The organism is Actinophytocola sp., assembly GCF_049647105.1.
GTDB lineage: Bacteria > Actinomycetota > Actinomycetes > Mycobacteriales > Pseudonocardiaceae > Actinophytocola.
The window spans coordinates 96,314-121,963 of the sequence record NZ_JBARWZ010000044.1 but is presented as its reverse complement, the minus strand read 5'-3'; the positions used below and the strand labels follow the sequence as shown (position 1 = coordinate 121,963).

Sequence of the window (25,650 nt, the reverse complement as noted above, 5' to 3'; positions counted from 1 at the left end):
ACTTCCAGTGCGGCAAACGGCCTCTTTACACGGCCGATATCATCGTGGAGTCGTCAGACGACTACCCATCGTCCGGAGAACCGTTTCAGTTGACGCGGTCCACGATGCGGAACCGCCGTCCATGAACGGACGTCGCGAGACCGCGCCCCGGTCTCGATGTGACGGCGCCGTGTACTTCTCACATACTGACGGAACTGCTGTCTCCCCAGCCGACTGGGATCGGCAGGGGAGCGTGTGGGGGGAGCTCCTGGGAGGCGATGACCCTCGGCGGGTGGGGGAGGGCGCGGAGGAGCCCGCGGATGGGCGCGACTCCGGCGAGGGTGTGGGTGACGATCAGCGAGGAGCCGGGGGAGGCGAACAGGGCGCGGACGATCCGCCATTCGGTCTTGGCGACGGTGCGGGAGTCGGTGGCGTGGAGGAGGGCGTCCTCCCACTCGGCGGGAAGGCCGAAGAGGTGAGTGTCGGCCGGGGTTTCGCCGCCTGCCCAGGCTTCGTAGGCGATGAGCCTGCGGATCGCGGAGGCGAGGAACTCGGGCTCGTGCGTGATCGAGGTGAGGTCGGGGACGGGGCTGGTGCCGGACTTCGACAGCGTGACTTCGTCGATGCCGTCGCGAGGCGGATCGGAATCGAGCAGGAGCCAGATGATCCGGGGGAGGTTGCGGATGCTGTCGGAGTTGGCGCTCAGCGCGCGGAGACAGGCGGACAGGAGCCAGGTGGGTACCTGCGTCTCGGACAGGTGGACGAGATCGGGGACGACGGAAGCGAGTTCGGTGCGTTGGGCCGCCACCTCGTCGGCCCGGAGGAACCAGGCGGCGTGGTCGGTGAGGACGGGACCGAGGGCGGCCAGGACGCCTGGCAAGGTCGCGGGCGCGGTGAGCGGCAGGGCCGGCGTCGTGAGGTCGTTGAGGCGGACACGCACCTCGGAGGGCCCGATGTCGTGAGAGGCGATGGCCACCTCGGGGAGCCGGATGCCGTGCTCGTCGTACAGCGCCAGCCTGAGGTCGACCAGGTGGGTGCGTTGGTCGTCGGGGGTATCACGGAGGGCCGACTCGGCGACGGTGACGGCGAGCTCCGGTGAGGCCAGGTCGTTGATCAGGCACTCGGCGACCTCGATGGGCGAGTAGCCGCAGCCCTGGTCGTCCCAGGCGGTCTCGCCGTCGAGGTGCTGGACACCGATTCCGTTGTCCAGAAGGTATTCCAGGGTGCGGCGAAGCGCGGCCCGCGCTGGATCGGCAGCCGGGCCGGAGAGCTTCTTGCCGATCTTGTCGACGGTCGCGTCGTCGAGCAGGACCCTGGCGCGGCGCAGCAGGGCGCTGTGCGTCCTGGCGCCCACCTGGGCGGCCCAGCCGGCCACGGGAGGTGCCGGGAAGATGGCGACGGGCCTGCCGTCCGCTGCGACCTCGACGATGTCGGCGCCGTCGTGGCGGCCGGTCATGGTCACGACGACGTCGCGTTCGATGCCGAGTTCCTCGACCACGAGGCTGAACGCCTGATGGAGTGCCGTGCGTGCCGTCTCGAGCGCGTCCTCGCCGACGTCGGGCACGGTGACCCGGACGGTGAGCGGGGCGGGCGGCAGGAGAATGCGCACGAAGTCGCCGAGCGACTTCCAGAGTTGAGCGTTCATGGCAGCTCTTCCCTGGCGACGACGAAGACGCGGGGCCGTTCCGCCGCCAGGAGCCGCCAGACATAGGGCCGGATCGCGAGCGACGCGGTGCGAATGGCCACCTGGACATCGGGCAGGGCGCTCGTGCGCCATGCCCGCAGATCGTCGATCAGCCCGATCGCACCCGCGCGGGACATGGCCCAGGTGGACCCGTCACCGTCGAGACCGTCCGCGACGCGTGCCTCGAGATCGCCGGGGAGCGGTGCCGGTTCCGCCGGCTCGCCACCGGCGGTGCCCAGGATCCAGGGATACAGACGGCGGCGGGCGGCGGTCAGCAGTTCATAGGGATCGGTGGTCGCGGTGGCGGCGAAGCTCTGCCCGATGGTCTCCCGATCGCGGATCGGCACCCCCTCGCGCACCAGCAGCCGAAGCAGCCTGGCGAGCCGGAGCCGCCCCTCGGGGTCCTGGGGAAGCCAGCTCTGGTCGCCGTCGGCATGGTAGGACGACGCGTCCCAGCCTGCGTTCCACAACTCGAGGTCCTCGACCGAGATCCAGCGGAAGAGGTTGTCCCGCAACACATCCTCAAGCCGGCTCAGGACCGGCGTGAGATCGTCGGGTTGGTCACCGGGCAGGGTGACGGTGGCCATGGTGCGTCCGTAGACCTGAAAGCTCGCGGCGTGAGGACCGAGATCGTGCTGAACCCGGACCCCGATACCGGGAACCAAGACGCCCATCTCGTCGGTCATCCGGTCGCACTGGGCGCGGATGCGCCGCTCGATCTCGGACGACGCCGTCAGATGCGCGAGCCCGCCGCCGAGCACGACCTCGATCGCGCTGACGAAGGGTGACATCGCGAACTCGGGCACCGCGTCGCGGCCGAGGGCGTAGACCTTCGAGTACAGCCCGCGCCTGCGGGTCACGTCCGCGACCGGCGATGACGTCGGCTCGTCGGCGAACACCTCGCCCAACCCGTCGACGTGCGTCCACAGCGATGGCACGTCGCGCGTGAACTTCCGGACGACCTCCGACAGCGAACCCTCGTCGGTCCGCCGAAGCTGGGCGGCCGTGGACGCCGCGCCCGGTCTGGCCGCGTCGACGTCGCACAGCGCGAGCCGGGTCCGGACACCGTCGCCGAGGTGGTCGCCGAGCAGGGCCACGACCTTGTCCCGCAACCACTCCCAGACTTCCTGGGCGGCCGCGAGGTCACCAGCGGAGAGCAGCGCGTCGCCGTCGCTCATCAACCGCTCCGCCAGCTCGCTCAGCCGGTCGGTGACCTCGGGTGGATCCCCGTCCTGGCAGAACGGCACGTACAGCGCCGCGGCCCGGCGATGGTCGTGCTCGGTCATGGCCATCCTGGCCAGCGCGAGCCGGACGGACGGACGGTCATCGGGCCTTCGCCGGTTTCGCAGGGCCTCGATGCGCCGGTCGCACGCGCCGGTCGCCTCGGCGCAGGCGTGCCGGACCGCCGCCTCGCGCGGTGTGCCCGCCACGGTTTCGATCAGCAACGGCAGTTCGTAGGACGCGAGATGGGACAGGTTGCCGATGGTCCGCGACGCCTCGATCGACGACAGCAGGAGCTCCCGGCCCGCCTCGACGTCATCGGCCGACTCACGCAGGAGCAACATCTGCGCGAGGTCCATGCCACTCGTGGTGACCGGTCGACCCGGCAGCTCATCGATCAGGGAGAGTTCCTCGATTGCCAGGTCCGGGGAGCCGAGCCGGTAGTCGGCCCAGGCGCGCAGGCTGGGATGCGTCGTGTCGTCGGCGTCGGCGAGGATCAGCTCGTACAGTTTTCGCTCTTCGTCGAGGTTTCCCAACGCCGCGTGACAGACCGCACGCTCGAACCGGGTTCCTGGCTCGTCGTCCGCCTCCTCCAGCGACTCGAGCGCGGCTGCCGGCTTCCTCCGCCGTAGGTGGATGTTGGCCTGGGCGACGGACAGCTCGAGGTCGAACCCGTTGTGGCGCCGGGACTCGTCGACGACCTGCTGGGCGGTGTCCATGTCGCCCATGTCCAGCAGTGAGTACGTGTGGATCATCGCGATATAGGCGTCGTCGGGGTCGCGCCAGTAACCGGCGGCCGCGATGGTCATTGCCTCGGCGTAGTAACCGTGAAGGCGCAGCACGACGGCGAGCAGAGCGTACGCACGGGCGTACCCGGGGCTTCGCAGCAGCGCTCGTTCGAAGAGGAGCGCCGGATCACCGGGGATGTCGAGGGCTTCGTCGACGAGGGCGAGAGAGGCGAACGCCCATGCGTCGTGTGCCGCGGGCGGTGCCAGTGCGAAACCCTTGTCCAGCTCGACCTTCGCGCGCTGGAGCCGGTCGCGGTCGATGGCCCACTCCCGGGCCGTCGCCCGCTGCCGCAGTGACTCACCGAGGGACCACCGGAACAGGGGATTGTCCTCGTCCAGGTGCACGGCACGCTCGAACAGGTCGAGCGCGCGGTCCGAGCCGGTCCAGGCATAGCGCTCGCCTGCCTCGTGGTAGGCGCGCGCCGCCTCGGTGCGTTGCTCCAGCTGGTCGAGGATCCGCGCCCGGTCGAGGATCACCCGTCGCTCCGGGTCGGCGCCCTTGCCGGTCACGCCCTCGACCAGCGCCCGGTCGATCAGGTCCAGTGCGCCGAAGCCATCGAGCCAGCGAATCTGCCGGGCGAGGCGCCAGAGCAGGGTGCCCGGTGTCTCGACATACAGTGCGCCTGCCCCGGCGGGTGGGCCGAACCGCAGCGCCACCGCGTCATAGCAGTCGCGCGCATCGGAGTACCGCGCTTGCGCCTCGGCCAGTCTGCCCGCGACGATCAACAGGTCCGCGGCGCCGACATCCCTGTCCAGCGCGTCGTCGGTCAGCTCGCGGACGCCGTCCCATTCCTCCCGGTCGAACCGGATCTCCGCGACCGCGGCGACGGCCAGGTCGTGGAACTCGGCATCGGCATGTGCGGTCCGGCCCATCGCCTCGATGGCCGCGGTCTCGGCGGCGTCCAGGTTGTCGAGCCTGCGACGAAGGATCCGGCAGGTGAGGACTCGCAGTCTCGTGTCCGACGCCGTCCTCGCGATGCCGAGACCCAGCACCCCATCGACGCCGGCGACCGCGCTCTGCCAGTCCGCCGATTCGAGATCGTGCGTTACCGACAGCAGGCGCGGGCGGAGGTCCGCGACGTCCGCGTGGGTGTTGTCGATCTTCGCGATGGCATCCGCGGTCTCGAACCGCAGGGCGGCGAGTGCCTCCGACCACGTTGCCAGCCACTCGTCTCGCCATGCCTCCGCGTCGGTGATGCCCGCGAGCCTGCGGCGAGCCACCGTGGTCCAAGCGTCTCCGAAGGGATTCCGCGCCGCCTCCTGGTGTTCGGCGGCGAGACCTCGGTTGTAGATTTCCGCCAGGACGGTCTGGATCTGGCCAAGCTCGACCCGAAGGCTCTGTACCGAGTCGAGTGCGTTCTCGGGATCGCGGCCCTGGAACAGCTTCAACGCGACCTCGGCGGAGTACCGGCCGAGCCGGGAGAGTCTGAGCTCGGCCAGCCGTGCCTTCCCGTCGGCGAGTGCCGCTTCCATCTCCTGGCGTCGGCCGTCGAACTCGGCGCTCGTCATGACCTGGCCTCGGCCGTACTGTCGCCGACGACCTTGTTGAGGTACCGCGCGATGTTCTGGAACATGTCGTCGGGCTTTCTTCCTCGGCTGCGCGCCTGAATGGCGACCCGAGCTGTCTTGCTGTCGGGCCACTCCGCGCCCTCGATCCATTCTTTGGTCTCGTCGAGCGCATCCGGGTCGAGAAGGGAGGACGCCGTCGCGATGGCGTCGAGCAAGCGGCTCTTCACGTCGGTCGGCCGGCGACGTGTCGAACCGGTCTGCGGCTGCGGTATGACTCCGCGAGTGCGGCTCTCGGTCTCCGCGACGGTGTCCGGCGGGGTGGCGGTCTTCATCAACTGCGCGTCCTGTGCGCTCTGCATGTAGAGGACCGGCGTGCCGAAGTTCCGGTCCACCTTGCGAAGCATCATGTCCCGCCTGCCGGTCTGCACGGCTTCGCCGATCTGGACGCCGTCGGTCAACGCGGCATAGAACGAGGCCAGGAACGTCAGTCCCTGGGTCGAGCTCATCGGATACTGCATGGCAAGGACGGCCGGGATGCCGGCGTTGACGAAGTCGGGCGCGAGTTGTTCGAAGTGCGCTGGAAACTCGCCTTCCCAGTCGCTCAAGGCGAGAACCAGCAGGGTTGGCCGGTACTGGCTCGTCAGTACGTTGACAAAGGTGGTGGCAAGCTGCCACGAGTCGGAGCGGCGCACTCCGGGTGACGGGTCACCATTGTGTGCCGGTCCGGCGTCCGCGGTATCCACGTCGGGGAGATAGACCAGCATCTTGTTGTCCTGGATGCGGAAGAGCGCGGTCAGGTGCACGACATCGACGGGGTGCCCGTCCCGCGCGAGCGATCTGAGCACGGCGCCGACCTCGTCGGTGTCCCACGAGTCCACGCGCTTGATCTCCATCGCCTTGCCCGTTCGCTCACCGGCCTCGAGGCGATGGATCAGCTTGTCGGCGTCGGCACGCGCCGCGCGGAACCGGGGACGATCCGGCAAGCTGGTGGTGAACAGGACCCGAACTCTGTCGTCCGCGGGCGCGATCTCCTTGTTGCCAAGCCCTTCGATGTAGCGCCCGAGAATCAGCTTGAACTCGGAGGCCAGGTAGAACTCCTTGATGCCGGACTGCTTCGGGTGGCACACGAACTCCCAGGGGAGTGCCGCGATTTCGGGGTCGGTGTCGAAGCTGATGCGCACCCGGACATAGTCCAGTTTGCCGTCCTCGGTCATCTTGTAGTGCGTTTCCAGCGCCTTACCGACGTCGTTGTCGAAGGCCATCATCCAGAGGTGGGTCCCGAGCACGTTGAAGGTCTCCGGGACGAGCAGGTCCAGCTTGGTGTCCCGTTCGTGCTCGTGGAGCTTCGCCTGCAGCTGCTCGTGGAACCTCGCCCGGTCCTGCTCCTGGAGCCGGGTGAGCGTCTGCCACCGCTTGAGCCACTGCTCCAGCACCTTGATCGTCTCCAGGTGCGGCTTCCTCCTGATCTCCCCCGTGCCGCCCGGCTCCGCGCGCTGGTGTCCAGGGGTGAAGATCCTGCCCTCGATCCGGTCACCGCTGACGATGACGTGAAACTCGCGGCCCGACATCACGCGTCGTCCGTTCTCGAACGCAACAACGCTGTCTTGCTCTGCAGGTACACAACCGGGACACCCAGCAAGCGCGGGTCGGTACCACTGATCTGGAAGCGCGCCTCCTGGGCGGCGGTGTCGATGTCGTCGCCTGCCGCGAGCGCCTCGTAGAGGCCCGAGCTGAACGCGGTCGCCGCCGAGTTCCTCACCGGGTACTGCATCGCGATGACGGCCTGCACCCCATGCCGGATGAGCTGTGGCGCTACTCCAGCGAAGCTGGCCTCGTAGTCGGCCTTCCCCGCGTCACAGGAATGGAGGACCACCGCCCTCGGGATCTTGTCTCCCCGGCTGACGATGCCCGCGATCCGCCGATCGTCCACCCAGTCCGCCCCGCCGTCCGGGTCCACGAGCGCCAGCGCCGCCGCGCCTCGGGTTTCGTCGAACTCTCCGTGGCCCATGAAGTGAACGAGGTCGGGCGCGCCCGACCGGATGGCGTTGGCAAGATCCCGTTCCGTCGGGTTGTGCAGGGGTTTCAGTGTGGTGAAGCCCAGGGTCGCCGAGGTCGCGTCGATCGTGTCGAGCACCGTCTCGTACTCGACCGGTCCGATGCGTGGATCCTCCGGTTGGCTGACCACCACCAGCACGGTGAGCGTGTCCTGTGCGGAGAACTGCCCGCGCCTGCCGGCCTGCGGAATGTACCGGGACAGCACGAGGTTGCGCTCGGTGGCGAGGAACGCGCCGCGCCGGGTGTCCGTGTCGGGTCGATAGAGGAACTCCCAGGGAATGGCGGCGAGCCGTGAGTCGTCGGGGAAGCTCAGCTCCAGGCGGACCCGTGTCGCGTCGTCGATGATCGTCTGTAGCCATGCCCAGTTCTCCTCGCCGAAGAGACACCGGTGCAGGAGCGAGCCGAACACGCGGATCTCGACCTCCTGCCAGACTCGGTCGCGAAGCGTCAGCCAACGTTCGAACAGCCTGATGAGGTCCTTGTCCAGTCCCTTGTAACCGATCCGCCAGCTCGTGGACCGCTGGTCGTCGAGGCGCTGGGCCAGCACCTGACCGTCTTGGCTGACCGTGACCGCCACCCGCACGTCAGCCATGACGCACCGTCCACGCCAGCCGCACGGAGCCATCGTCGTTGCCATCGGGATAGCGCACTCGATACCTGAAGTCGTCGATCAGGCGGTCGTCCTGCCACTGCAGTGTCCGGGGATTGGCGTAGTTGAACACGAGCTCGGCGCCGAGCGGCGCGTGCTTGATGACGCTGGCGACCGCGGTGTCGTCGGGGTGCCGGAAGTAGCTGCCATTGCTGGAGAACAGGTAGTGCTCGGCCGGTACCAGCCGGATGATCTCCCTGGAGATGTTGTTCGCGCTGCCGTGGTGGGCCAGCTTGAACGCCGTCAGAGGAAGGATCCCGGTTCCGCGCTCGTCGAGCAGGCGGTTGAGACCGGGTAGCAACACCTTCGGCGTCGAGTCCCCGGCCAGCAGCACTCGCCGGTCGCCGCACTCCGCGAGCAGGACGATACTGCTCGCGTTGGCGACCTTCCTGTCCTCACCGGAACGCTGCCGTGCCAGGGCGTCGACGTTCGGAGCAGGCGGGCGGCCGAGGTAGCCGTCCTCCGGCAGCAGCTTCGAGCGGGTGTGGAGGGTCGCCAGCGCGGCCTCCTCGTCTCCGAAGTCGAGCCCGGCCTCCCGGCACGCCCGTTGCCAATGGTCGCGAAGGGAACGGAGTGTCGCGTGGTCCGGGGCCACCACGGTCAGCTCCAGGCGGCAGCACATGGGGACCCTCGGCAGCACCCCGTCAGCCGGCGCGGCCGCGGCGTGACCGCCGAACGCCCTGTTCCACCGCAGGCCGCGCGCGGCGACGATCGCGCCGAGGATCTCACCGTGCACCGGCGCCAGCTCGTCCTGGGAGAGCTGCGGGGCGCCGTTGAACCAGACCTCGCCGATGACCAGTCCAAGCTCCCTGTCGTTGACGGCCAGGATGGTGCCCTCCACGTGATCGGCGTCCACGTGGGTGAGCACCAGCAGGTCCAGCGCGTGCACGCCGATGGCCCGCAGCCGGGCGGCGATGTCGTCATAGGCGGTCGCGGGTCCGGCGTCGACCAGGATCCGGTGCGTGTGTTCGCCGCGTCCCCAGGTCAGCAGGACGCAGTCGCCGTGTCGCGCGGGCAGCAGCTCGACCGCGAGCGAGCCGATGTCATCCGTCATCGTGACCATCCCGTCGGACCCGGCGAATACCTATGGAAGTAATTCGCGGCCGACCGCATTGCCTGTTACACAAACGCCGTAAACCGCGATACCAGGTTCACGGAACGCGCGCCCGGGGGGACACGTGTCGGTGCCGTTCGGCTTCGATCTCGGAGGTGAGGTGATTTCATGTCCACGCCGGCGAGTTCACCGGACGGGCGCAACGGCTGGGCCGCCGATTCACCCGCCATCGGGGCGGGACTTCAACCAAGGCCGTGCGGTGATCAGCTCCGTCCCGCGAAGCCGGCGACGGAAGGCAAGTCGTGCGCGGTGACCGTGTCCGGCGGTGGGTTCCGGGCAACCCTCGCCGGGCTGGGTGCGTTGCGGCTCCTCGCCGATATTCGCATGCTGAGCCGGCTGCGTTATCTGTCGTCGGTATCCGGCGGATCAATCACCAACGCCGCGACCGCGCTGGCCTGGCCCGCGCTGCGTCGTCGCGAATTCACCTCGGCCGCCTACGACGAGTTGGTCGTCGACCCCGTTGTTCACCGAATCTCCCGGCGCTCACTCAAAGTGGCGCTGATCCTCGGGATATGGCGGACGGCCGGGCCTGCCACCCGCACCGACCTGCTCGCCCGGCATTTCGACAAGTGGTTCTTCGATGGCGCGGTACTGGAAAACCTCGACCCCGAGGTTCGTTGGATCATCAGTGCCGCCAACCTGGTCACCGGTGCGCGGTTTTCCTTTGAACGGGACGTGGTCGGTGACTACACGACGGGATTGACGCCGACCGCCGGTACCGGTCTGCGGCTGAGTCTGGCCGTCGCCGCTTCCTCGGCGGTACCTGGGGCGTTCGCCCCAGTGGTACTGGATGGGCTTCGGTTGCCGTGTGCGACCGAGGCGCCGGTGCTGCTCGACGGCGGCATCTACGACAACACGGGCTTGGAGGCACTCAGCGGCGACAGGTACCGGCAGACGTTCCTGGTGACGATGAACGCCGGGGGACTGCTCCGCCCAGGTCCGTACGGGCGGATCCCGCTGGTCCGGGAGCTGGTCAGGGCCAACGCGTTGCTGTACCGGCAAAGCACGACGCTGCGGACCCGGCACATGGTGTCGCAGTTCGAGCGCGGGCGCGCCGTGCCGCCCAGCGACCCGGTTCCGCCGGACGGCCGTCGCGGCGTGCTCGTCGGGCTGGCGACCGATGTCCCTCGCGCCGGGACCGGCATGCTCGCGGTGTGGCGGGCCGCGCATCCGGAGCACAGAACCTTTGACGGAGTGGACCTTTCGCTCGTGCCGACCGCGTTCGACAAGATGGACCCGGCCCTGTGCCGCGCCCTGATCTACCGGGGCTGGTGGCTGGTCGGCGCCGCGCTTGCCTTGTACCACCCCGAATATCTCCCCGATCCGGCGACCGTCACGGCACCGCCCCTCGGTTAGACCGCGTCACACCAGCGTGATCAGCGGCACCACGAACCGGGAACAACGTCGGTGGATTCAGCGCGACCGATCCGAAAGCGCCATTCCGGGCATCACGGCATAGGTATCTTCAATCTCCTATATGGATGTCCGATTTTATGCCGAAATATCGTCGGTTCGGCCCGGCTCTCACCGCGGCTTCCAAACGCACGGAAGGAAGGGGTCAGCCGCCGGTGTGCGGTTGACTGTGGGAGACGTGGGCGGCGACGATGCCGCACATCGCTGTGGAGAACGGTATTCGCGGCCGGAGCTGTTCCAGCTGACGACGACTGAGAGGGTGCCCGTGTCCGATCGGATCGAGGAGGCGTTGCGGCGGGCGGGGGAGTCGGCCGCGTTCATCACGGTGACGGCCGAGCGGGCGCGTCGCGAGGCGGGGCCGGGTCCGCTGGTGGCGTGGAAGGACCTGTTCGACGTCGCGGGCACGCGCAGCACCAACGGTTCGGCGACTCGCCGGACCGCGCCGGTGGCGGTGGTGGACGCACCGGTCGTGCGGAAGGTGGCGGCCGCAGGCGCGGTGTGCGTCGGCAAGACGAACCAGAGTGAGTTCGCGTTCTCGGGGCTGGGGCTGAACCCGCACTTCGGCAACCCGGTCAACCCGCTGGCACCCGATCGGGTGCCGGGCGGCTCGTCGTCGGGCTCGGCCGTCGCGGTGGCGGACGGGATCGTGGACCTGGCCATCGGCACGGACACGTCCGGCTCGGTGCGGGTACCGGCGGCGTTCTGCGGGTTGGTGGGGTACAAGGCGAGCATCGACCGCTACGACCGCACCGGCATGCTGCCGCTGGCACCGAGCCTGGACACCATGGGCGTGTTCACCCGTGACGTCGCGGACGCGGTGCGGGCGGACGCGTGGCTGCGTGGCGTGCCTGCCGCCCGGCCGCCGGTGGTCCGGTTCCGTTGTGTCGTCCCGGCGGGCGAGCTGGTCGACGACTGCGACCCGTCGGTCGCTCGCGCCTTCCGCGCCACACTGTCCACACTGGAGGAGTCCGGAGTGGACATCGAGCACCGCCCACTGCCGTCCCTCGTTGAGGCGCAGGACCTGCTCGACCGCCACGGCACGCCGGCCGTCGCCGAGGCGTACCGGCGGTACGGCCACTTCCTGACCGACCCGGGTGACGTGGACCCGTTGGTACTGCGGCGCTTGACCCGCTTCGACCCGGCCGGTGAACCGGCGGTGCGTGCCGCGCTGGCCGGGTTGCGGGCCAGGCTGACCGAGGAGCTGGCGGGCGCGGTCCTGCTGTGCCCGACGGTCCGCGACCCGGCGCCGAGGGTGGCCCCGCTGCTGGCGGACCTGGACGTGATGGAGTCGGCGAATCGCAGAGCGCTGCGTACGACGATGCTGCTGAGCTGTTTCGGACTCCCCGGCGTCGCGCTGCCGCACGGCACGCTGCCGGATGGCCTGCGCGGCAGCGTGCTCCTGTCCACCCCGGCCGGCGACGACGACCGCCTGCTGGCGGTGGCCACCGCGATCTGGCCGCTCGGCTGACCCGTCTGTCATGGTTCGGTCGGTGGTTGTGTGGGGGTGCTCGCGGTTGTGCCGTAGCGGGTGGCGAGCGGGGCGGCGGTGAGCCCGTGGGCGACCACGCTCAGCAGGACCGTCAGGGTGATGACCGCGATGGCTTCGTCCGCGTCCGGGCCGAGCTCTTCGAGGGCGAGCAGGGCGAAAACCAGCGAGGCAAGGCCGCGCGGGCCGAACCAGCCCACGAACAGGACGGTCGCGCGGCTCATCCCGGATCCCCAGGTGGCCAGCGCGACCGGAACCATGCGGACGACGGTGAGGCTGGCAACCGCGTAGAGCGCGGTGGGCAGGTCGAGCCGGTCGAGCATGATGGGGACGGCGAGTGCGCCGAACGCGAGCCACACCAACAGCGAGATCAGGCCACCGGCCTGTTCGAGGAAGGTCAGCTCGGCGGGAACGCGCGGGCCAGCGGTGGCGCCAAGGGCCATGCCGCCGCAGAACGCGGCGACGAACCCGTTGCCGCCCAACACGATCGCGAGAAAATAGGCGGCGAGGGCGAGTGCGAGGACGGCGATCCCGATGAACTCCTCTGCCATCCAGCCGTGGCCGCGGGCAAGCCGGAGCAGCCTGCCGCCCGCGAGGCCCACGGCCGCACCGGCGAGCAGGCCGATCGCGAGGTCGGCCAGTGCTTCCCCCACACCAGGGCCATGGTCCTCGGCGGATGCGGCACCCGCGATGGCGAGCAGGACGACGGGCGTTGCGATCCCGTCGTTGAGTCCACTCTCCACGGTGATCAGGCGGCGGATCCGGCCAGGCACGGTGGGGTTGGTCACCACGGGGATGCCGAGGGACGCGTCCGTCGGCGCCAGCGCCGCGGCGACGAGCAGCGCGAGCCAGGCACCGAGCGCAGGCAGCAGCCAGATGGCCAAGCCCCAGCCGGCCAGGATCGTCAGCGGCAGACCGATGGCAAGCAGCCGCAGATACCGGCCGAGGTCGTGACGCAGGTCCTGTACCGGCACCCGGGCGGCGTCGGAGAACAGGATCCACACCAGGGCGAGCTCGACCAGCGGTTTGAAGGTCGCCGGGGCGGTGGGCGCGTCGATGAGGCCGGTCGTGGCGAGTAGCACGCCGACCACCACGAACACGATCGGCGCCGTGAGGTCGGCGCGGGTCAGGCGCTTGGACACCGTGCCCCACAGGAAGATCGCCGTCACGACGATCAGGCTCGCCGTCACTTCCATGCGCGGGAGTGACGAGCCGTCGTCGCCGCGGCCATCACGAAATCCGACAAGAGTCCCCTCCGGGGTGCGTCACGTACCGTCGTCGACGGACCAATCCGCCGTGACCGCCTCAGTGTGGTGACTCGCCGTCGCATGTCATCACCTGACGAGGGTGACCCCGCCACCCTTGGCCGGAGGACGCGGATCGGCGCTCCGCTTCACCCGTCGCGGATGAGGGCATGCCGACGGCTTGCGGGTCGACTGGCGTCACCAAGGGCAAGTCAGCACTGAACTGGAGTGGCACCGCAGGTGCTCATCAGCTGAGGCGGCCACTGTCGGCACGGTCACCATCCGCGCGTGCCTGGCGGATCTGACGTGCGAGGTCCGAGGTGATGGCCGCGACCGGCGGTGCGATCATCATGCCGATCGCACCGCCCAGGACGCCACCGGCCAGTGTGACCAGCAGGATCACCAGCGGGTGCAGCCGAAGCACCGCACCGAAGGTCAACGGCCGCGCGAGATTCTCCAGTACCGAGTTGGCGAGGATGACCACGCCCACCATGGCCAGCGCCGTCCCGGTCCCGCCTGAGCCCAGCGCCAGCAACACCGCGAACGCGCCGGAGAGAAACGCTCCGACATAGGGGATGTAGGCGGCGACGAAGCACAGCACGCCGATCCCCACGGCGAACGGCACCCCCAGCACCAGTGCGCCGAGGGAGATCACGACCGCGTTCATCAGCGCGATCCACGTGAGGCCGACGAAGTAGCGTCGCGTGGTGTTCGCCGCTCGCTCGGTGGCCTCCTTCCCGAACCCGGGTGGCCCCGGTATCCAACCCACGATGCGGGCGTGGATGCGTGGAGCGTCGGCGAGCACGAGCAGCAGGACGTACACCGCCACCAGCACGCCGACGAGAGCGGTCGCGACCCCGGCGACCCCGGCGGTGATCTGGGAGAGCACGCCCACCGCCAGCGTCGGCCCCAGCCGGCTGGTCGCCGCGTCGGCGTTGTCGACAAGCTCGGTACCCGACGGGATGCCACTGAGGAGATCTCTCGCCCGATCGACCGCGTCGGTGGCCACCTGAACGATCTTGTCCCACTGGTCGACGACGCCGATGACGAACACCACGATGACGAACGCCAGCACCGCCAGGACCAACAGGGACACCACCACGGCGCCGAGCACTCGCGGTACGCCCCGACGAGCCAGCCAGCCGACCAACGGCTCGGCGATCGTCGCGGCACCGGCCATCACGACCACCGGAAGCAACAGCGGGCGCGTGACCATCAACACGAACACGACGAGCGCGGCGGCCACGATCACTCCGGTGAGCAGCCAGCCCGTCGTGCCTGCCCGGCGCAGCCATCCGGGCACGTCGGCCCTGCGTGGCGTAACAGGCGCTGGACCCACCTGGGACATCACGGCGGCCTTTCGTTGTCGTCTGGTTCCGTGAGCAGACCAGGACACCGGCGCGAGCGCATCACCTGCCTGGAGTGAGCGCACTCAACCGGCAGGCGGCGGTCGATGCCTGCCGCGAGCTTGGTGCGTGCGGAAATGGCCGCACGCGATGCGCCGGACGACGTGTCCTCGGTGGCCCGGCTGGTGGCCTGCTGACCAGTTCCGTTCATGGTCGCTGCCCGCGTTGGATAGGGTGCGAAGTGTGACAAGCCAGTTCAGCGCGGTGCTTCGGCAGTTGCGGCGGCAGAAGGCGTTGACGCAGGAAGTTCTGGCGGAACGCACTGGCTTGTCGGTACGGACCATTCGCAGGCTGGAAAACGGTGAGAGCGCCAACCCACAGCTGGAGACGGTGCGGTTGCTCGCCGACGCGCTGGGCCTCGATCCCGACGAGCGGGCCCAGCTGCTGGCCGCCGCCGGGGGCAGGCAACCGCCGGAGGCACCCGGCGCCGCGGAAGGCCGGCCGGAGTCGGCGTTCGAACGCAGGCTGGCGGAGGCCGCCGACGACCTCGCGCACGCGGTCGGTGCACGCCTGGACCGGGAGGAGGAGCTGCGGCGGATCCAGGACCCGTTCCCGCTGCCGGTCCGCTGGGCCCCGGCACCCGACGACGTGACCGACCACTGGGAGAACATCCGCCGGGTCTCGCCAGGCAAGTCCGCCGCACCGCTGGACCTGGCAGGCCGCCTGCCCGAGATCGCCGAGGTCCACCGGCGGATCCCGTCCGGACGGCTGGTGGTGCTCGGCCGCGCGGGATCGGGCAAGTCGGTGCTGGCCGCGCGGTTCGTCCTCGACGTGCTGCGGACCCGCGACCGGGACGGCGCCGTGCCGGTCGTGCTCGGCATCGGGTCCTGGAACCCGACCACCACCGAGTTCCGGCACTGGGTCGCCGGTCAGCTGGTGCGTGATCATCCCGGGCTGGCGGCCACCGGCCACGACGACGTGAGCCTGGCGACCGCGCTGGTCGAGGCCGGTCGCATCCTGCCGGTGCTGGACGGGTTCGACGAGCTCGCGACGGGGCTGCACCGGGCCGCGCTGGACGCCCTCAACGCCACGACCCTGCCGCTGCTGCTGACCAGCCGTCCCGGCGAGTACGCCTCCGTGGCACGCGCGGGCCCCCTGACCGCCGCCGCGGCGGTCAGGCTGACCGACCTCACCGTGACCGACCTGGTCGACTACCTTCCCAGGACCACGCGAAAGAACGGCGGCGCGACCGCCTGGGATCCGGTCCTCGACGAGCTGCGCGACCATCCGGGGCGGCCGGCCAGCGTCAACCTCCGCGCGGTCCTGACCACCCCGCTGATGGTGGGGCTCGGGCGCGCCATCTACAGCGACCCGTCCGGTCGCGACCCGGCTGAGCTGCTGGACACCACCCGGTTCGGCAGCCAGTACGAGCTCGAGGACCACCTGCTTGGCAGCTTCATCCCCACGGTCTACGGGGAGCGGCACCCGCGCTGGGACTACGAGCGGGTCCTGGGCTGGCTCGGGTACCTCGCTCAGCACATGGACCGGCTCGACACCCAGGACCTCGCATGGTGGCAGCTGGGTGGTGCGATGCGCCGCCGCTCACGCATGGTGGTCGTCGGGTTGGTGTCCGGACTGGCGATCGGGCTGTTCAGCGGGCTGGCGACCTGGCTGGTGACCGTGCTGATCGGCGTGGGTGGTCTGGTCGCGCTCGTCGGCGGGGTGGGGAACTGGGTCGCGTTCGGCTTGGCGCTCGGGCTCGCGCACGGTGCCGGGCTCACGCTTGGCTGCGGCGCGTTCGAGCCGTCGCGGGTCCGGCTGCGACCCCGTGGCGGGGTGCGGCGGCAGATGCGGGCGAAGTTCGGTCCCCGGCTCATGGTCGGGATGGTCGGCGGGGCAGGCCTCGGGCTGGTGCTGGGGCTCGCGAGTTTGGCCGGGCTCGACCCCATGGGTCTCTCGGGCCTCGGGTTCCTCGGCGGTTTCGCGGCCGGCGTCGGTCTTGGCGCGCTGGCCGGCTTCGGGTGGGGGCTGATGTCCGGGTTCGAGGTCCCGGTGGACATCCGGTCCGCCGCGGGGCCGGTCGACCTGCTCCGCACCAACCGCCTGACCGTCGCGGTGGAGTTCGTCGGCTGGGGCTTCGTGCTCGCCGTCGCCCACCTGCTGGTGATCGTGTTCACGGGCGGGCACGTGGCGCCGGCCATTCTCCTTCTCAACCTCGTGCTCGGCCCCGTGATCGGGCTCGTGCTGGGGACCAGCCTGACCGCGTGGGGGCAGTGGCTGGTGTTCGCGCGGGTCTGGCTGCCGCTGACCGGACGGCTGCCGTGGTCCGTGGCGGCCTTCCTCGACGACGCGTGCCGGCGCGGCGTGCTGCGCCAGGCGGGCGCGGTCTACCAGTTCCGCCACGCCCGTCTCCAGACGCATCTGGCCAACCATGACTGACCTGCGGCTTCTGGCACCGGACATAGATGTCCGGTGCCAAGTCCTTGGCTGGTGTGCGCAGGTCACACCATTATCTGAGAGGTGGACGTGGTAGATACTGTCGACGACCTGGTGGGCGGCCTGGTGGGCGCGGTCACCTCGATACTGAGTCCGGACGGCCCGCTCGGCTCGCTGGCCTCGACCCTGACCGACGCGCTGGACAGCGTGTGGGCGGAGTTCTTCGGTTCGCCGACCCCACCGGGCGGCACGAACTGGAATGCCTACAGCCATGAACAGCTGCACGGGATGCTGTGGCAGGACGCCGACGTCGGGGACGTCGGCGCGGTCGCCGACGAGTGGGGCAGGCACAGCACCGAGCTGACCGGTTACGCGGACGCGCTGCGCCGCGAGGCGGACGCGCTGCGCACGAACTGGGCGGGGCGGGCGGCCGAGCTGGCCGCCGACCGGCTCGGCGAGCTGTCCGACAAGATCTGGAACGTCGGCGCCAGGGCGAGCACCGTCCAGAAGGCGACCGGTGACGCGGGCGACGCGCTGGCCACCGCGCGGAACACCATGCCACCGCCGCCCCCGGACCCGATGACGCTGGCGACGAGCTCGGTCGGCGCGGGCCCGCTGCCGCCGCTCAACGCGGTGATCATCGGCGCGGCACGGATCTTCACCGCCGACGCCGTGTCGGGCGTGGCCAAGGCCGAGGCCGTGCGCGTGATGCAGACCTACGAGGCAAGCCTGCAGAACAGCAGCCACCAGGTCGTCCCGGCGCGGCCCGACGCGACCACGCCGAGGACCTACTCCGTGGACGGGCGGGACGGCACGACCACCCCGGCCGGGGTCACCGGCGGCGGGTTGTCATCGGGCCGGGGCGCGGGCGGCGGATCCGGCGGGGTGCCATGGTCCCGGCTGGTCGGTGGATCCCAGCCAGGGCCCGGCGGGATGGTCGGTGCCGGTCCGTCGCCGGTGGGGAGTGTGCTGGCCGCGGAGCGTGCCGCACTGGCCGATCTGGCCGCCAAGCGCGCGATGGGTGGGGGCGGCTTCGTGTCGCCCATGGGCGCGCGGCCCCCGGAGGAGGACCGCGACAGGAGCCACGAGAACCGCTTGCCCAACGTGGACAACGGGCTCTTCGCGCTGGATCAGCGAGCCAGTGCCCCCGTCATCGGGGGCGTGACAGAGAGGGAGGCCGACCTTGAGTTCTAACAAGCCATCCCAGCCCGGCTTCGAGGTCCTCTCCGACGAGCTGACCGGACAGGTCAGGGCGTTGACCGACATCGGCGACCATACGAGTGGCCTGGTGTCCTCTGCGGGGCGGCTGGCCGAGCGTCAGCCGTTGCTGGGTACCGCCCCGCCCGCGATGCACCTCGCGATGCGGTTGCGGGAGGCGGCCGGCCCGGCCGGGCTCACCGGTGAGGTCAGCGCGGCCGACGGTGAGCTGAACAGCTACCACCAGGCGCTGCGTGCCACCGTGCACCGGTACCAGGACGGCGACAGCGAGATCGCCTGGAAGTTCACCGACCAGGATACGGTGGGATGACTGCCGCACCCACCCTGGCGGCCCGTACCATACGCGACGGTGTCCACTTCGGACTCGTGGAGCTGGACCTGCTCGCAACGCACGCCGGTTCGCGGTTCCCCTTTCCGTTGCGGGTGCCGGAGTTCGGCCGGATCGCGGGGGAGCGGGAGGTGCTGCTGGCCGCGGCGGGGGTGACCCTGCGGGCCCGTGGGCTGGCAGGCGAACGCGGTCCGCTCGGTGTCGCGGCCGAGGTGGTCACGGCCTTGCGGGAGTACCGGGGCACGGTCGATCTCGTGCTCACCGGCCCGACCGCGGCGGTCGGCGTCGTGGCCATGGTCTACCGGTCCTGGACGCTGATCTGCCACCAGCAGCTCACCGGCGACGCGGCGACGAACGGGGTGCGGATCCGGCGGATCGCGCAGAACTCGCTCGCCGACGAACTGATCAGTCTGGTGCCCCCGGTCACCCCGGCCGTGATCATGCCGATCACGGTCCCGCCGGACAGCCGCGATCCCGGTCTGCTCGCCGAGCTCGAGGTGGTGCTCCCGGAGCTGACCGGCGCGGGACAGTGCGGGGCGACCTGCCGCGACGACGGTGAGATCACCAGGCCAGGACCAGGACTGTCCTGGTTGGATGGTCCGCGCGGGCGGGTGCGGGTGCACCGCGCGGCGGACGGGTGGACCAGCGTCAACACCTTGAAGCAGCACGACATGAGCCGAGCGCTCAAACACATGGCGTTGACCGCGAGGAGGGAACAAGATGGATCCTGAGCAGTGGCTCGCTCAGTACGACAAGCGCATCACCGAGGCGGCGACGCGGGCCGAGCAGGCGGGGGAGCGCCTGCGGCAGGTCGGCGCGACGGCGACCTCGCGCCGAGGCGAGGTCGAGGTGAGGGTCAGTGGCAGCGGCACGCTCGAGGACCTCACCCTCACCCCCGCGGCCCGCGCGCTCGAAGCCGATGAGCTGGCGCGGCTCATCCTCGACACCACGCACAAGGCGCGGCGCGCGGTCAGCGCCCAGATCGTCGGCATCTCGACCAAGTACTTCGGCGAGGGCCCGGCGCTGGACGTGATCAAGAAGCACCTGCCTGCCGGGGTGCCGACGAAGGACCGTGACGAGGACGACTTCTTCGAGAACCCGGAGATCACTCAATGACTCCTGGCTTCGACGTCGATCCCGGTCAGCTCCACGGTCACGCAGGCAGCGTCGGCGACGTCGCCGACCAGCTCTCCGCCATCGGCGGGCGACTGCCGAGCGGCCTCGCCGACCTCGCACTCGGCGTGTTCGCCCAGTTCCTCGCAACGGGCCTGCAGGGCGCGATGACGCAGGTCGCGAACTCGGTCACGGACGCGTCCTCCTCGGTGGCCGAGCTGAGCACCGGCATCTCCCGCACGGCGACCGGCTACCAGGACACCGACGACACCAACGCCACCACCCTGAACCGGGAGTACCCCTGATGGCGGACACGGCGCAGATGGTCGCCGACCTGAAGGCGACCGACGATGCCGTGCGTGCCAAGGGATGGGTGGCGCCGGGCCTCGGCGTGCCGGGTGCTCCGCTGGGTCTGCTGGGATCCTCGTTCAACCCGCTGAGCGGGCTTGCCGCGGCGGGTCTGTCGTGGTTCACGCCGCTCGTGTCGTTCCTCGGTGAACCGCTCACCCAGCTGCAGGGCGGCAACGGCGCCTCCGTCGAGTCGGGCTCACAGGACTTCGGCTCCGCCGGGCAGGACATCGGGGGCATTGCCGACGAGTACCGGGCCTCGACCAAGGCGCAGACCTCCGGCTGGTCCGGTGCGGCCGCCTCGGAGTACCGGGAGTCCGCCGCGCAGCACGCGGAGGGTGTCGCGGGTCTCGGCGAGGCGAGCAACACGACCGCCAATGCGATCATCGGTGCTGGTCAGGTTGTGGCGCAGGCGATCGCGGAGGTCACCCAGCTGATCGCGGAGGCGGTCGCGCAGATCGTGCCGATCATGACCCAGGCCGTCGCGCGGGCCGGGGAGACTTTTGGCCAGAGCGTCGTGGAGGCGATCCCGCCGTGTGTGGGGATCGCGGTGGAGTACGCGCTGAGGATCGCGGCGAAGCTGGCGGCGCTGCTGGCCAGTGGCGACAACCTGATGAAGCTGGTGCAGGGTGGGATGGCTGTCGTGGAGCTGATCCAGACGGCGCTGACGAGCATCAGCCAGCAGAGCCTCGGCACCGGTGGCGAGCCCAGCGTCGCCGCCGGTCAGTAGACAAGGCGGCGGCGCGGGCCCGTCAGTGCTCCCTCAGTGCTCCGGTGTGTCCGTCACCCGGACGTAGTCGACGACCAGCGTGTTGGGGAACGGGGTGCTGCCGTCCGGGTCGCCCGGCCAGTAGCCGCCGACCGCGAGGTTCAGGATCAGGAAGAAGGGCTTGTCGAACACCCACTGGTTGCCGTTCAGGTCGGCGGGTGTGCGGGTCTGGTAGACGTTGCCGTCGACCGACCACACGATCTTGTTCGGGGACCAGTCGACCGCGAACGTGTGGAAGTCGTCGGCGAACGCGCCGCCGATGGAGTAGCCGGCGCCGATCCCGCCCGCACCGCTGTAGCCCGGCCCGTGGATGGTGCCGTGCACCTGTGACGGCTCGAAGCCGACGTTCTCCATGACGTCGATCTCGCCGCTCTGCGGCCAGCCGACGTTGCCGATGTCGTCGCCCAGCATCCAGAAGGCGGGCCACATGCCCTGTCCGCGCGACATCTTGATGCGGGCCTCGTAGTGGCCGTAGGTCTGGGTGAACCGGCCGGAGGTGTTCAGTCGGGCTGAGGTGTACTCGCACGTGCCGTACCAGCACTGGTAGTTCGCGGGGTTCTCGCGGCGGGCCGTGATGACGAGGTTGCCCTGGCCGTCGAGCGCCGCGTTGCTGGTGGAGGTCGTGTAGTACTGCCGCTCGTGGTTGTTGACGTTGTCGCCGGTCTCCGTGAGCCACTTCGAGCCGTCCACCGGCGCACCGCCCGGCCCGTCGAAGTTGTCCTCGAAGGTCACGGCGGCGACGTGGGGACCGTCCTGTTCGGCGGCCTGCGCCGGACCGACCACGAGCGTCGTCAGTGCTGTCGCCGACACGGCGCCGAGCACCGTGACGAGCCTGAACCGTTGAGAGAACCTGGATTTGCGCGTTGACATCATCGTCACCCCGACTGTGATCTTTTGTTGTCGCGTACAACAAAAATGCCACGCGCCGGATGGCCGCCACACCCGACGAAAGTAGGGTCCCGGAACCGGTTACGGGACCCTGCTCCGCCTCGCAGGGGCCGGACGACGGGGGGAGACTCGACGCATGACGACCTCCTGGGAACGGTGAGATGCACTCGGCCGGGCTGGTGTTGCACCCGAGGCGGGACTCCTCGGCAGCGGTCGAGGCCGTGCTGGGATGGGCGGCGAACCGGGGAATCGAGATCTTCGGGATCGCGGAGGAGGTCGTGCGGCTCGACTGCGCGGCGGTGGCGGTGAGCGCGGACGAGCTGGCCGGCCGGTCGGATCTGCTGGTCAGCCTCGGCGGCGACGGGACGATGCTGCGCACGATGCGGCTGGCCGACCGGCAGCGGGCCCCGGTGCTCGGGGTGAACCTCGGCAAGCTCGGCTTCCTGGCCGAGGTGGACGTGCCCGACCTGCCCGCCGCGTTGTCGGCCATCGACGACCACCAGTACACCGTCGAGCCGCGGCTGGCCGTCGACGCGCGGCTCGGCGACCGGACCGTCACCGCGTTCAACGACGTCGCCGTGGTGCGGGTGCCCGGCAACGGCAACGCGGTCGTCGCGGTGGGGGTGGCCGGGCAGCGGTTCGTCAGCTACGCGGCCGACGCCGTCATCGTCGCCACCCCAACCGGGTCGACCGCCTACAGCTTCTCGGCTGGCGGCCCGATCACGAGCCCCGCCGTGGAGGCGCTGCTGGTCACCCCGGCCGCGCCGCACTCCGCCTACAGCAGGGGCATGGTGCTGTCGGTCCACGACACGGTGACCCTGGACCTGCTGCCGACCAGCGGCAGGCTGGCCGTCGAGGTCGACGGCGAGGTCGCTGGCTACGTGCGGCCGGGTGACCGCATCGAGCTGCGTGCCCGCCCGAGCGCCGCGCGCGTCGTCCGCCTCGGCATGACGACCTTCTACCAGCGTGCCCGCCGCAAACTCGGCCTGACCGACTCCCCGGAGATCCCGGTGCCACCCGTCTGACCCGGCGGATGCGCTGCGCCTGTGCGGTCTCGCGTGCCGGGTGCGGGACCGCACCCGGCACGCTATGACGCCGGTGGCGTCACAGACAGATGCTGCCCTTGCTGCTCATGGTGAGCACGTTGCAGGCCAGCAGATCGTCCTCCTGAGCCACTTCAGCCTGCAAGAGCAGGACTTCCTCCATGCTGATCACTCCTTTCCGGTGTCGGTGCATCGGTGTCCCTCGACGTGGAGACGGTGTCGAGGGGGTCCGGCAGGGCGTCGGCCAGGTGCCGCAGGGAGAGCAGGACGCCCGCCGCGCCCGACCAGAGGTCGGCGGACAGTCGTTGTCCCGGCTCGCCAAGCCAGCCCACCCCGTTCAGGTGCGGCACCGCGTACCGGAACAGGCCCCGTGCGCTCGTCAGCGCGGCGTCGACGAGGTCGGGCCTGCCGTGCCGCTTACCGACGTCGGCCAGTGTCATGACGAGACCGGCCAGTCCCGGGAACAGACCGGGGAACACGGTGAAGCGGGCAGTGCACGCACGCAGGCAACGCGCCAGCGCCTCGGCAGCGGTGAGGTCGTCGTCGACGGGCACGCCGAACTCCGCGTCCGGCCGGTGCGCGAGAAAGCGGGAAAGTACCGCGGCGTATCCCGCGCTGCCCGCGAACAGGTACGGGTAGACACGACGATCGGCGCGTGCGATGCGGAAGCCAAGGCCGTCGCCCGGCAGGGGCACGGCGTAGGCGAGTTCCTCGCCCAGCAGCCGCATACCGCGGGCGAACGGCCGGTCGTCTCCGGTGGCGCGGTGCAGGCGGTACAGCGCGAGCGCAACGCCGGTCCGCCCGCCGACAAGTCCGGAGCGGTTGGTCGTGCTCAGCCGGGAGGTGAGCTCCTCCTCGCCGTCCGGCACGTTCTCGAGCAACCCCGCCGCCAGGTCCAGCCAGCGCTGCTCGCCGGTGTGCCGGTGATGGGCCAGCAGGCCGAGCGCGGTTCCTGCCGCGCCGCCGCCGAGCGTGGCCGCGGTGTCGTTGAGCGGATGTGCGGCGGCCGCGGTGAGCAGGGTCTCCGCCGCGTCGGCCTCGCCGAGTTCCGCCAGCACCCCCGCGATGCCAGCACTGCCGTGGAGCAGGCCGGGCGCACTGGTCCCGGCGGCCGCCAGCGCCTCGTCGCGCAGCCTGCGAACCACGGCAGGATCGCAGGCGCGGCCCGCGCGGTGCAGCGCGTACAGCACGCCCGCGGTGCCGGCGGCCAGCGCCAGGGTGTCGGTCTGGTACCCGAGCGGGATCGTCGGGTAGACCCGTGCCGGGTGGTCCGGTTGTGCCATCGACTCGATGGCGTCGGCGGTCCGCTCCGCCAGATCGCGCAGTGCCGCGACCGGGTCCGCCCGCACGGCGGACGGGGTGGGCAGGCTGGTGTCCTCGGTGCGTTCGTGGCAGCGGGTGGCCCATCGCCACAACCTCGGCTCCACGGGCGCCAGCTCGGACAGGTCCGCGTGCAGGTGGTCGAGCACGGCCGGATGCAGTTCGGCCGCTTCGTGTGCCGGGAACACGAGCAGCTGTGCCAGTGCGGCCAGCCCGTACCGGTCGAGGTCCCTCGGATCGCGCTTCACCACGGCCCTCGGGTCCGGATGCAGGTAGCCGGGCGTGCCCATGAACCGCCGCACATCGTCGACGGGTTGCACCGCCTCGAAGTCGACCAGCCGGACGCGGTCGTCGTCGTCGACGAGGACGTTGGTGGGGCTGAGGTCGATGAACACGAGACCGAGGTCGTGCAGCGTGCGCAGCTGGGCGTCGAGCTGGTCGAGGAGCGAGAGGCAGCGGCTGTGGTAGCCGGCGAACGCAGCCACGTCCGTGTGGTCGAGCACCGCGGGGTTGTTCGTCACCATCCACCGGTACAGCGACACCCCCGGCACGAACTCGGAGACGAGATAACTGTGTTCCCAGTGATGAAAGAGCTCCACCGGCCGGGGGCACAGGCCGGGTGCGCGGGTGTGGAGCTCCCGCAGTACCAGGTACTCCGCGGCCAGCCGGGTCTTCGCGTCGGCGCCGTCGGCGGTGTACCCGTTGTGCGCCCTGGCTTCCTTGACGAACACGACGGTGTCCTCCGCCGTGCGAAACCGGTAGGCGCCACCGGCGTTGCTGTGCCGCAGCACCGTGTCGAACGCGTAGCCGTTCAGCTTCACCGATCCGGCGGCCGCCGGGGGTGTGGCCTCGCGGAACGGATCCGACATGCCGGGTGGCAGGCGAAACACGGGCCCGCGTTCGTCGTCGACTACCCGGCCGTCCTGACCGGTCATGGTCGGCACGTGGTTGCCGTCCGCGTCCACCCTCGTGCGCCCGCGAAACGCGCCATATCGGTAGGAGACACACGTGCTCTCGCCGAAACGCCGGTCGGTGAGCACGTAGGGTCCGCCGATTCCGGCAAGGTCCGTCGAAAGGCGCCGCAACAGCGCCAGCGCGCCCTGTTCGGTGGGTGGGTACAGGGTGCAGAACTTGCCGCTCTGCGGCCTGGCCGCGTGTTTGTCGTGCGCGATCAGAAAGGTGCGCTCGCCCGCGAGGTGCTTGAACGGCACCCCCAGTTCCGCGCACACCAGCGACACGATCGCGAGCACGGACCGTGCGTTGGGCAGGGAGCTGGACACGTGCACCTTCCAGCCCTGGTCCGGGAGGACGAGCCCAGGCGGTCCCCAATGGGTCCACGCACCATCGTCGAGCCGTACCCACCCGCCGGGCAGCGGCACGGCGTGAAACCGCGCACCGGGATCGGTGGAGTCCCACGGTTCGTAATAGTCCGAGTCGGCGACCAGGAACGACATGTCCACAGCCATCCGCCACTCCTTTGTGGGCGATGAGGAACGCGGCGCGCGAGACGAACAAACGTTCTCAAATGATCTCAATGAGCGTCAAGTGTTGGTTTTCCACAGGAAGGTGGGAATGTATTGAATGATCGAAGATACTGGTAGGAATGGCCCAACGCCGTTCCGGCGTACGTCGAGTCCTCGGCGAGCGAACACCACCGCCGTGCTCGACTACCTGGCCACCGTTGGCGCGGGCGGCTGAC

19 protein-coding genes are annotated in these 25,650 nt (G+C 70.1%); 10 read left to right on the top strand and 9 right to left on the bottom strand.

The window, feature by feature from the left end; genetic code table 11:
• Positions 1-178 precede the first annotated feature (178 nt).
• The 5 genes from WBA97_RS06590 to WBA97_RS06570 are packed head-to-tail and all read right to left on the bottom strand — an operon-like array spanning position 179 to position 8,939.
• Complete coding sequence (locus WBA97_RS06590) at positions 179-1,624, bottom strand: hypothetical protein (protein WP_424229800.1); 1,446 nt, start codon at positions 1,622-1,624, stop codon at positions 179-181.
• A complete protein-coding gene (locus WBA97_RS06585) occupies positions 1,621-5,181 on the bottom strand; it encodes a hypothetical protein (RefSeq protein WP_424229799.1) in 3,561 nt (1,186 codons plus the stop codon). The genes WBA97_RS06590 and WBA97_RS06585 overlap by 4 nt, the downstream gene beginning before the upstream one ends.
• The gene (locus WBA97_RS06580) at positions 5,178-6,749 is read right to left on the bottom strand and encodes a CHAT domain-containing protein (RefSeq protein WP_424229798.1); all 1,572 of its coding nucleotides are present in this window, start codon (positions 6,747-6,749) and stop codon (positions 5,178-5,180) included. Before WBA97_RS06580 ends, WBA97_RS06585 begins: the two co-directional genes overlap by 4 nt.
• On the bottom strand, positions 6,749-7,828 hold the full coding sequence (locus WBA97_RS06575) for a CHAT domain-containing protein (protein WP_424229797.1): 1,080 nt from the start codon (positions 7,826-7,828) through the stop codon (positions 6,749-6,751). Before WBA97_RS06575 ends, WBA97_RS06580 begins: the two co-directional genes overlap by 1 nt.
• Positions 7,821-8,939 carry a ComEC/Rec2 family competence protein gene (locus WBA97_RS06570; RefSeq protein WP_424229796.1) on the bottom strand — a complete coding sequence of 373 codons (1,119 nt, stop codon included), beginning with the start codon at positions 8,937-8,939 and terminating at the stop codon, positions 7,821-7,823. The genes WBA97_RS06575 and WBA97_RS06570 overlap by 8 nt, the downstream gene beginning before the upstream one ends.
• 168 nt (positions 8,940-9,107) lie before the next feature.
• Between WBA97_RS06570 and WBA97_RS06565 the strand changes: the two genes are divergently transcribed.
• Both WBA97_RS06565 and WBA97_RS06560 read left to right on the top strand, forming a co-directional pair.
• A complete protein-coding gene (locus WBA97_RS06565) occupies positions 9,108-10,355 on the top strand; it encodes a patatin-like phospholipase family protein (protein ID WP_424229795.1) in 1,248 nt (415 codons plus the stop codon).
• Positions 10,356-10,677: 322 nt separating this feature from the next.
• Entirely contained in the window at positions 10,678-11,880 is a 1,203-nt protein-coding gene (locus WBA97_RS06560; protein WP_424229794.1) for an amidase family protein, read from the top strand.
• Positions 11,881-11,888: 8 nt separating this feature from the next.
• Here WBA97_RS06560 and WBA97_RS06555 read toward each other — a convergent pair whose 3' ends face one another.
• Complete coding sequence (locus tag WBA97_RS06555; RefSeq protein ID WP_424229793.1) at positions 11,889-13,094, bottom strand: cation:proton antiporter; 1,206 nt, start codon at positions 13,092-13,094, stop codon at positions 11,889-11,891.
• Positions 13,095-13,389: 295 nt separating this feature from the next.
• Positions 13,390-14,445 carry an AI-2E family transporter gene (locus WBA97_RS06550; RefSeq protein ID WP_424229792.1) on the bottom strand — a complete coding sequence of 352 codons (1,056 nt, stop codon included), beginning with the start codon at positions 14,443-14,445 and terminating at the stop codon, positions 13,390-13,392.
• 286 nt (positions 14,446-14,731) lie between these two features.
• On the opposite strand from WBA97_RS06550, the gene WBA97_RS06545 reads away from it, so the two are divergent.
• The 7 genes from WBA97_RS06545 to WBA97_RS06515 all read left to right on the top strand — a co-directional run bounded on the left by WBA97_RS06545 (position 14,732) and on the right by WBA97_RS06515 (position 20,661).
• Positions 14,732-16,927 carry a helix-turn-helix domain-containing protein gene (locus WBA97_RS06545; protein WP_424229791.1) on the top strand — a complete coding sequence of 732 codons (2,196 nt, stop codon included), beginning with the start codon at positions 14,732-14,734 and terminating at the stop codon, positions 16,925-16,927.
• 81 nt (positions 16,928-17,008) lie between these two features.
• Positions 17,009-18,118 carry a WXG100 family type VII secretion target gene (locus WBA97_RS06540; protein ID WP_424229790.1) on the top strand — a complete coding sequence of 370 codons (1,110 nt, stop codon included), beginning with the start codon at positions 17,009-17,011 and terminating at the stop codon, positions 18,116-18,118.
• Positions 18,119-18,158: 40 nt separating this feature from the next.
• On the top strand, positions 18,159-18,452 hold the full coding sequence (locus WBA97_RS06535) for a hypothetical protein (protein WP_424229820.1): 294 nt from the start codon (positions 18,159-18,161) through the stop codon (positions 18,450-18,452).
• Entirely contained in the window at positions 18,449-19,201 is a 753-nt protein-coding gene (locus WBA97_RS06530) for an ESX secretion-associated protein EspG (protein WP_424229789.1), read from the top strand. Before WBA97_RS06535 ends, WBA97_RS06530 begins: the two co-directional genes overlap by 4 nt.
• On the top strand, positions 19,191-19,586 hold the full coding sequence (locus WBA97_RS06525; RefSeq protein WP_424229788.1) for a YbaB/EbfC family nucleoid-associated protein: 396 nt from the start codon (positions 19,191-19,193) through the stop codon (positions 19,584-19,586). Before WBA97_RS06530 ends, WBA97_RS06525 begins: the two co-directional genes overlap by 11 nt.
• On the top strand, positions 19,583-19,888 hold the full coding sequence (locus tag WBA97_RS06520) for a WXG100 family type VII secretion target (protein ID WP_424229787.1): 306 nt from the start codon (positions 19,583-19,585) through the stop codon (positions 19,886-19,888). Before WBA97_RS06525 ends, WBA97_RS06520 begins: the two co-directional genes overlap by 4 nt.
• Positions 19,888-20,661, top strand: a complete 774-nt coding sequence (locus tag WBA97_RS06515; protein WP_424229786.1) for a WXG100 family type VII secretion target — start codon at positions 19,888-19,890, stop codon at positions 20,659-20,661. Before WBA97_RS06520 ends, WBA97_RS06515 begins: the two co-directional genes overlap by 1 nt.
• A gap of 33 nt (positions 20,662-20,694) precedes the next feature.
• Here the strand turns inward: WBA97_RS06515 and WBA97_RS06510 are convergent, their stop codons facing one another.
• On the bottom strand, positions 20,695-21,522 hold the full coding sequence (locus tag WBA97_RS06510; protein ID WP_424229785.1) for a glycoside hydrolase family 16 protein: 828 nt from the start codon (positions 21,520-21,522) through the stop codon (positions 20,695-20,697).
• A gap of 227 nt (positions 21,523-21,749) precedes the next feature.
• On the opposite strand from WBA97_RS06510, the gene WBA97_RS06505 reads away from it, so the two are divergent.
• Complete coding sequence (locus WBA97_RS06505; RefSeq protein WP_424229784.1) at positions 21,750-22,613, top strand: NAD(+)/NADH kinase; 864 nt, start codon at positions 21,750-21,752, stop codon at positions 22,611-22,613.
• Between the two features lie 152 nt (positions 22,614-22,765).
• On the opposite strand, the gene lanKC is transcribed toward WBA97_RS06505, so the two are convergent.
• Positions 22,766-25,417: a class III lanthionine synthetase LanKC gene (gene lanKC, locus WBA97_RS06500; RefSeq protein ID WP_424229783.1), complete on the bottom strand. Its 2,652-nt coding sequence runs from the start codon at positions 25,415-25,417 to the stop codon at positions 22,766-22,768.
• Between the last annotated feature and the right edge of the window lie 233 nt (positions 25,418-25,650).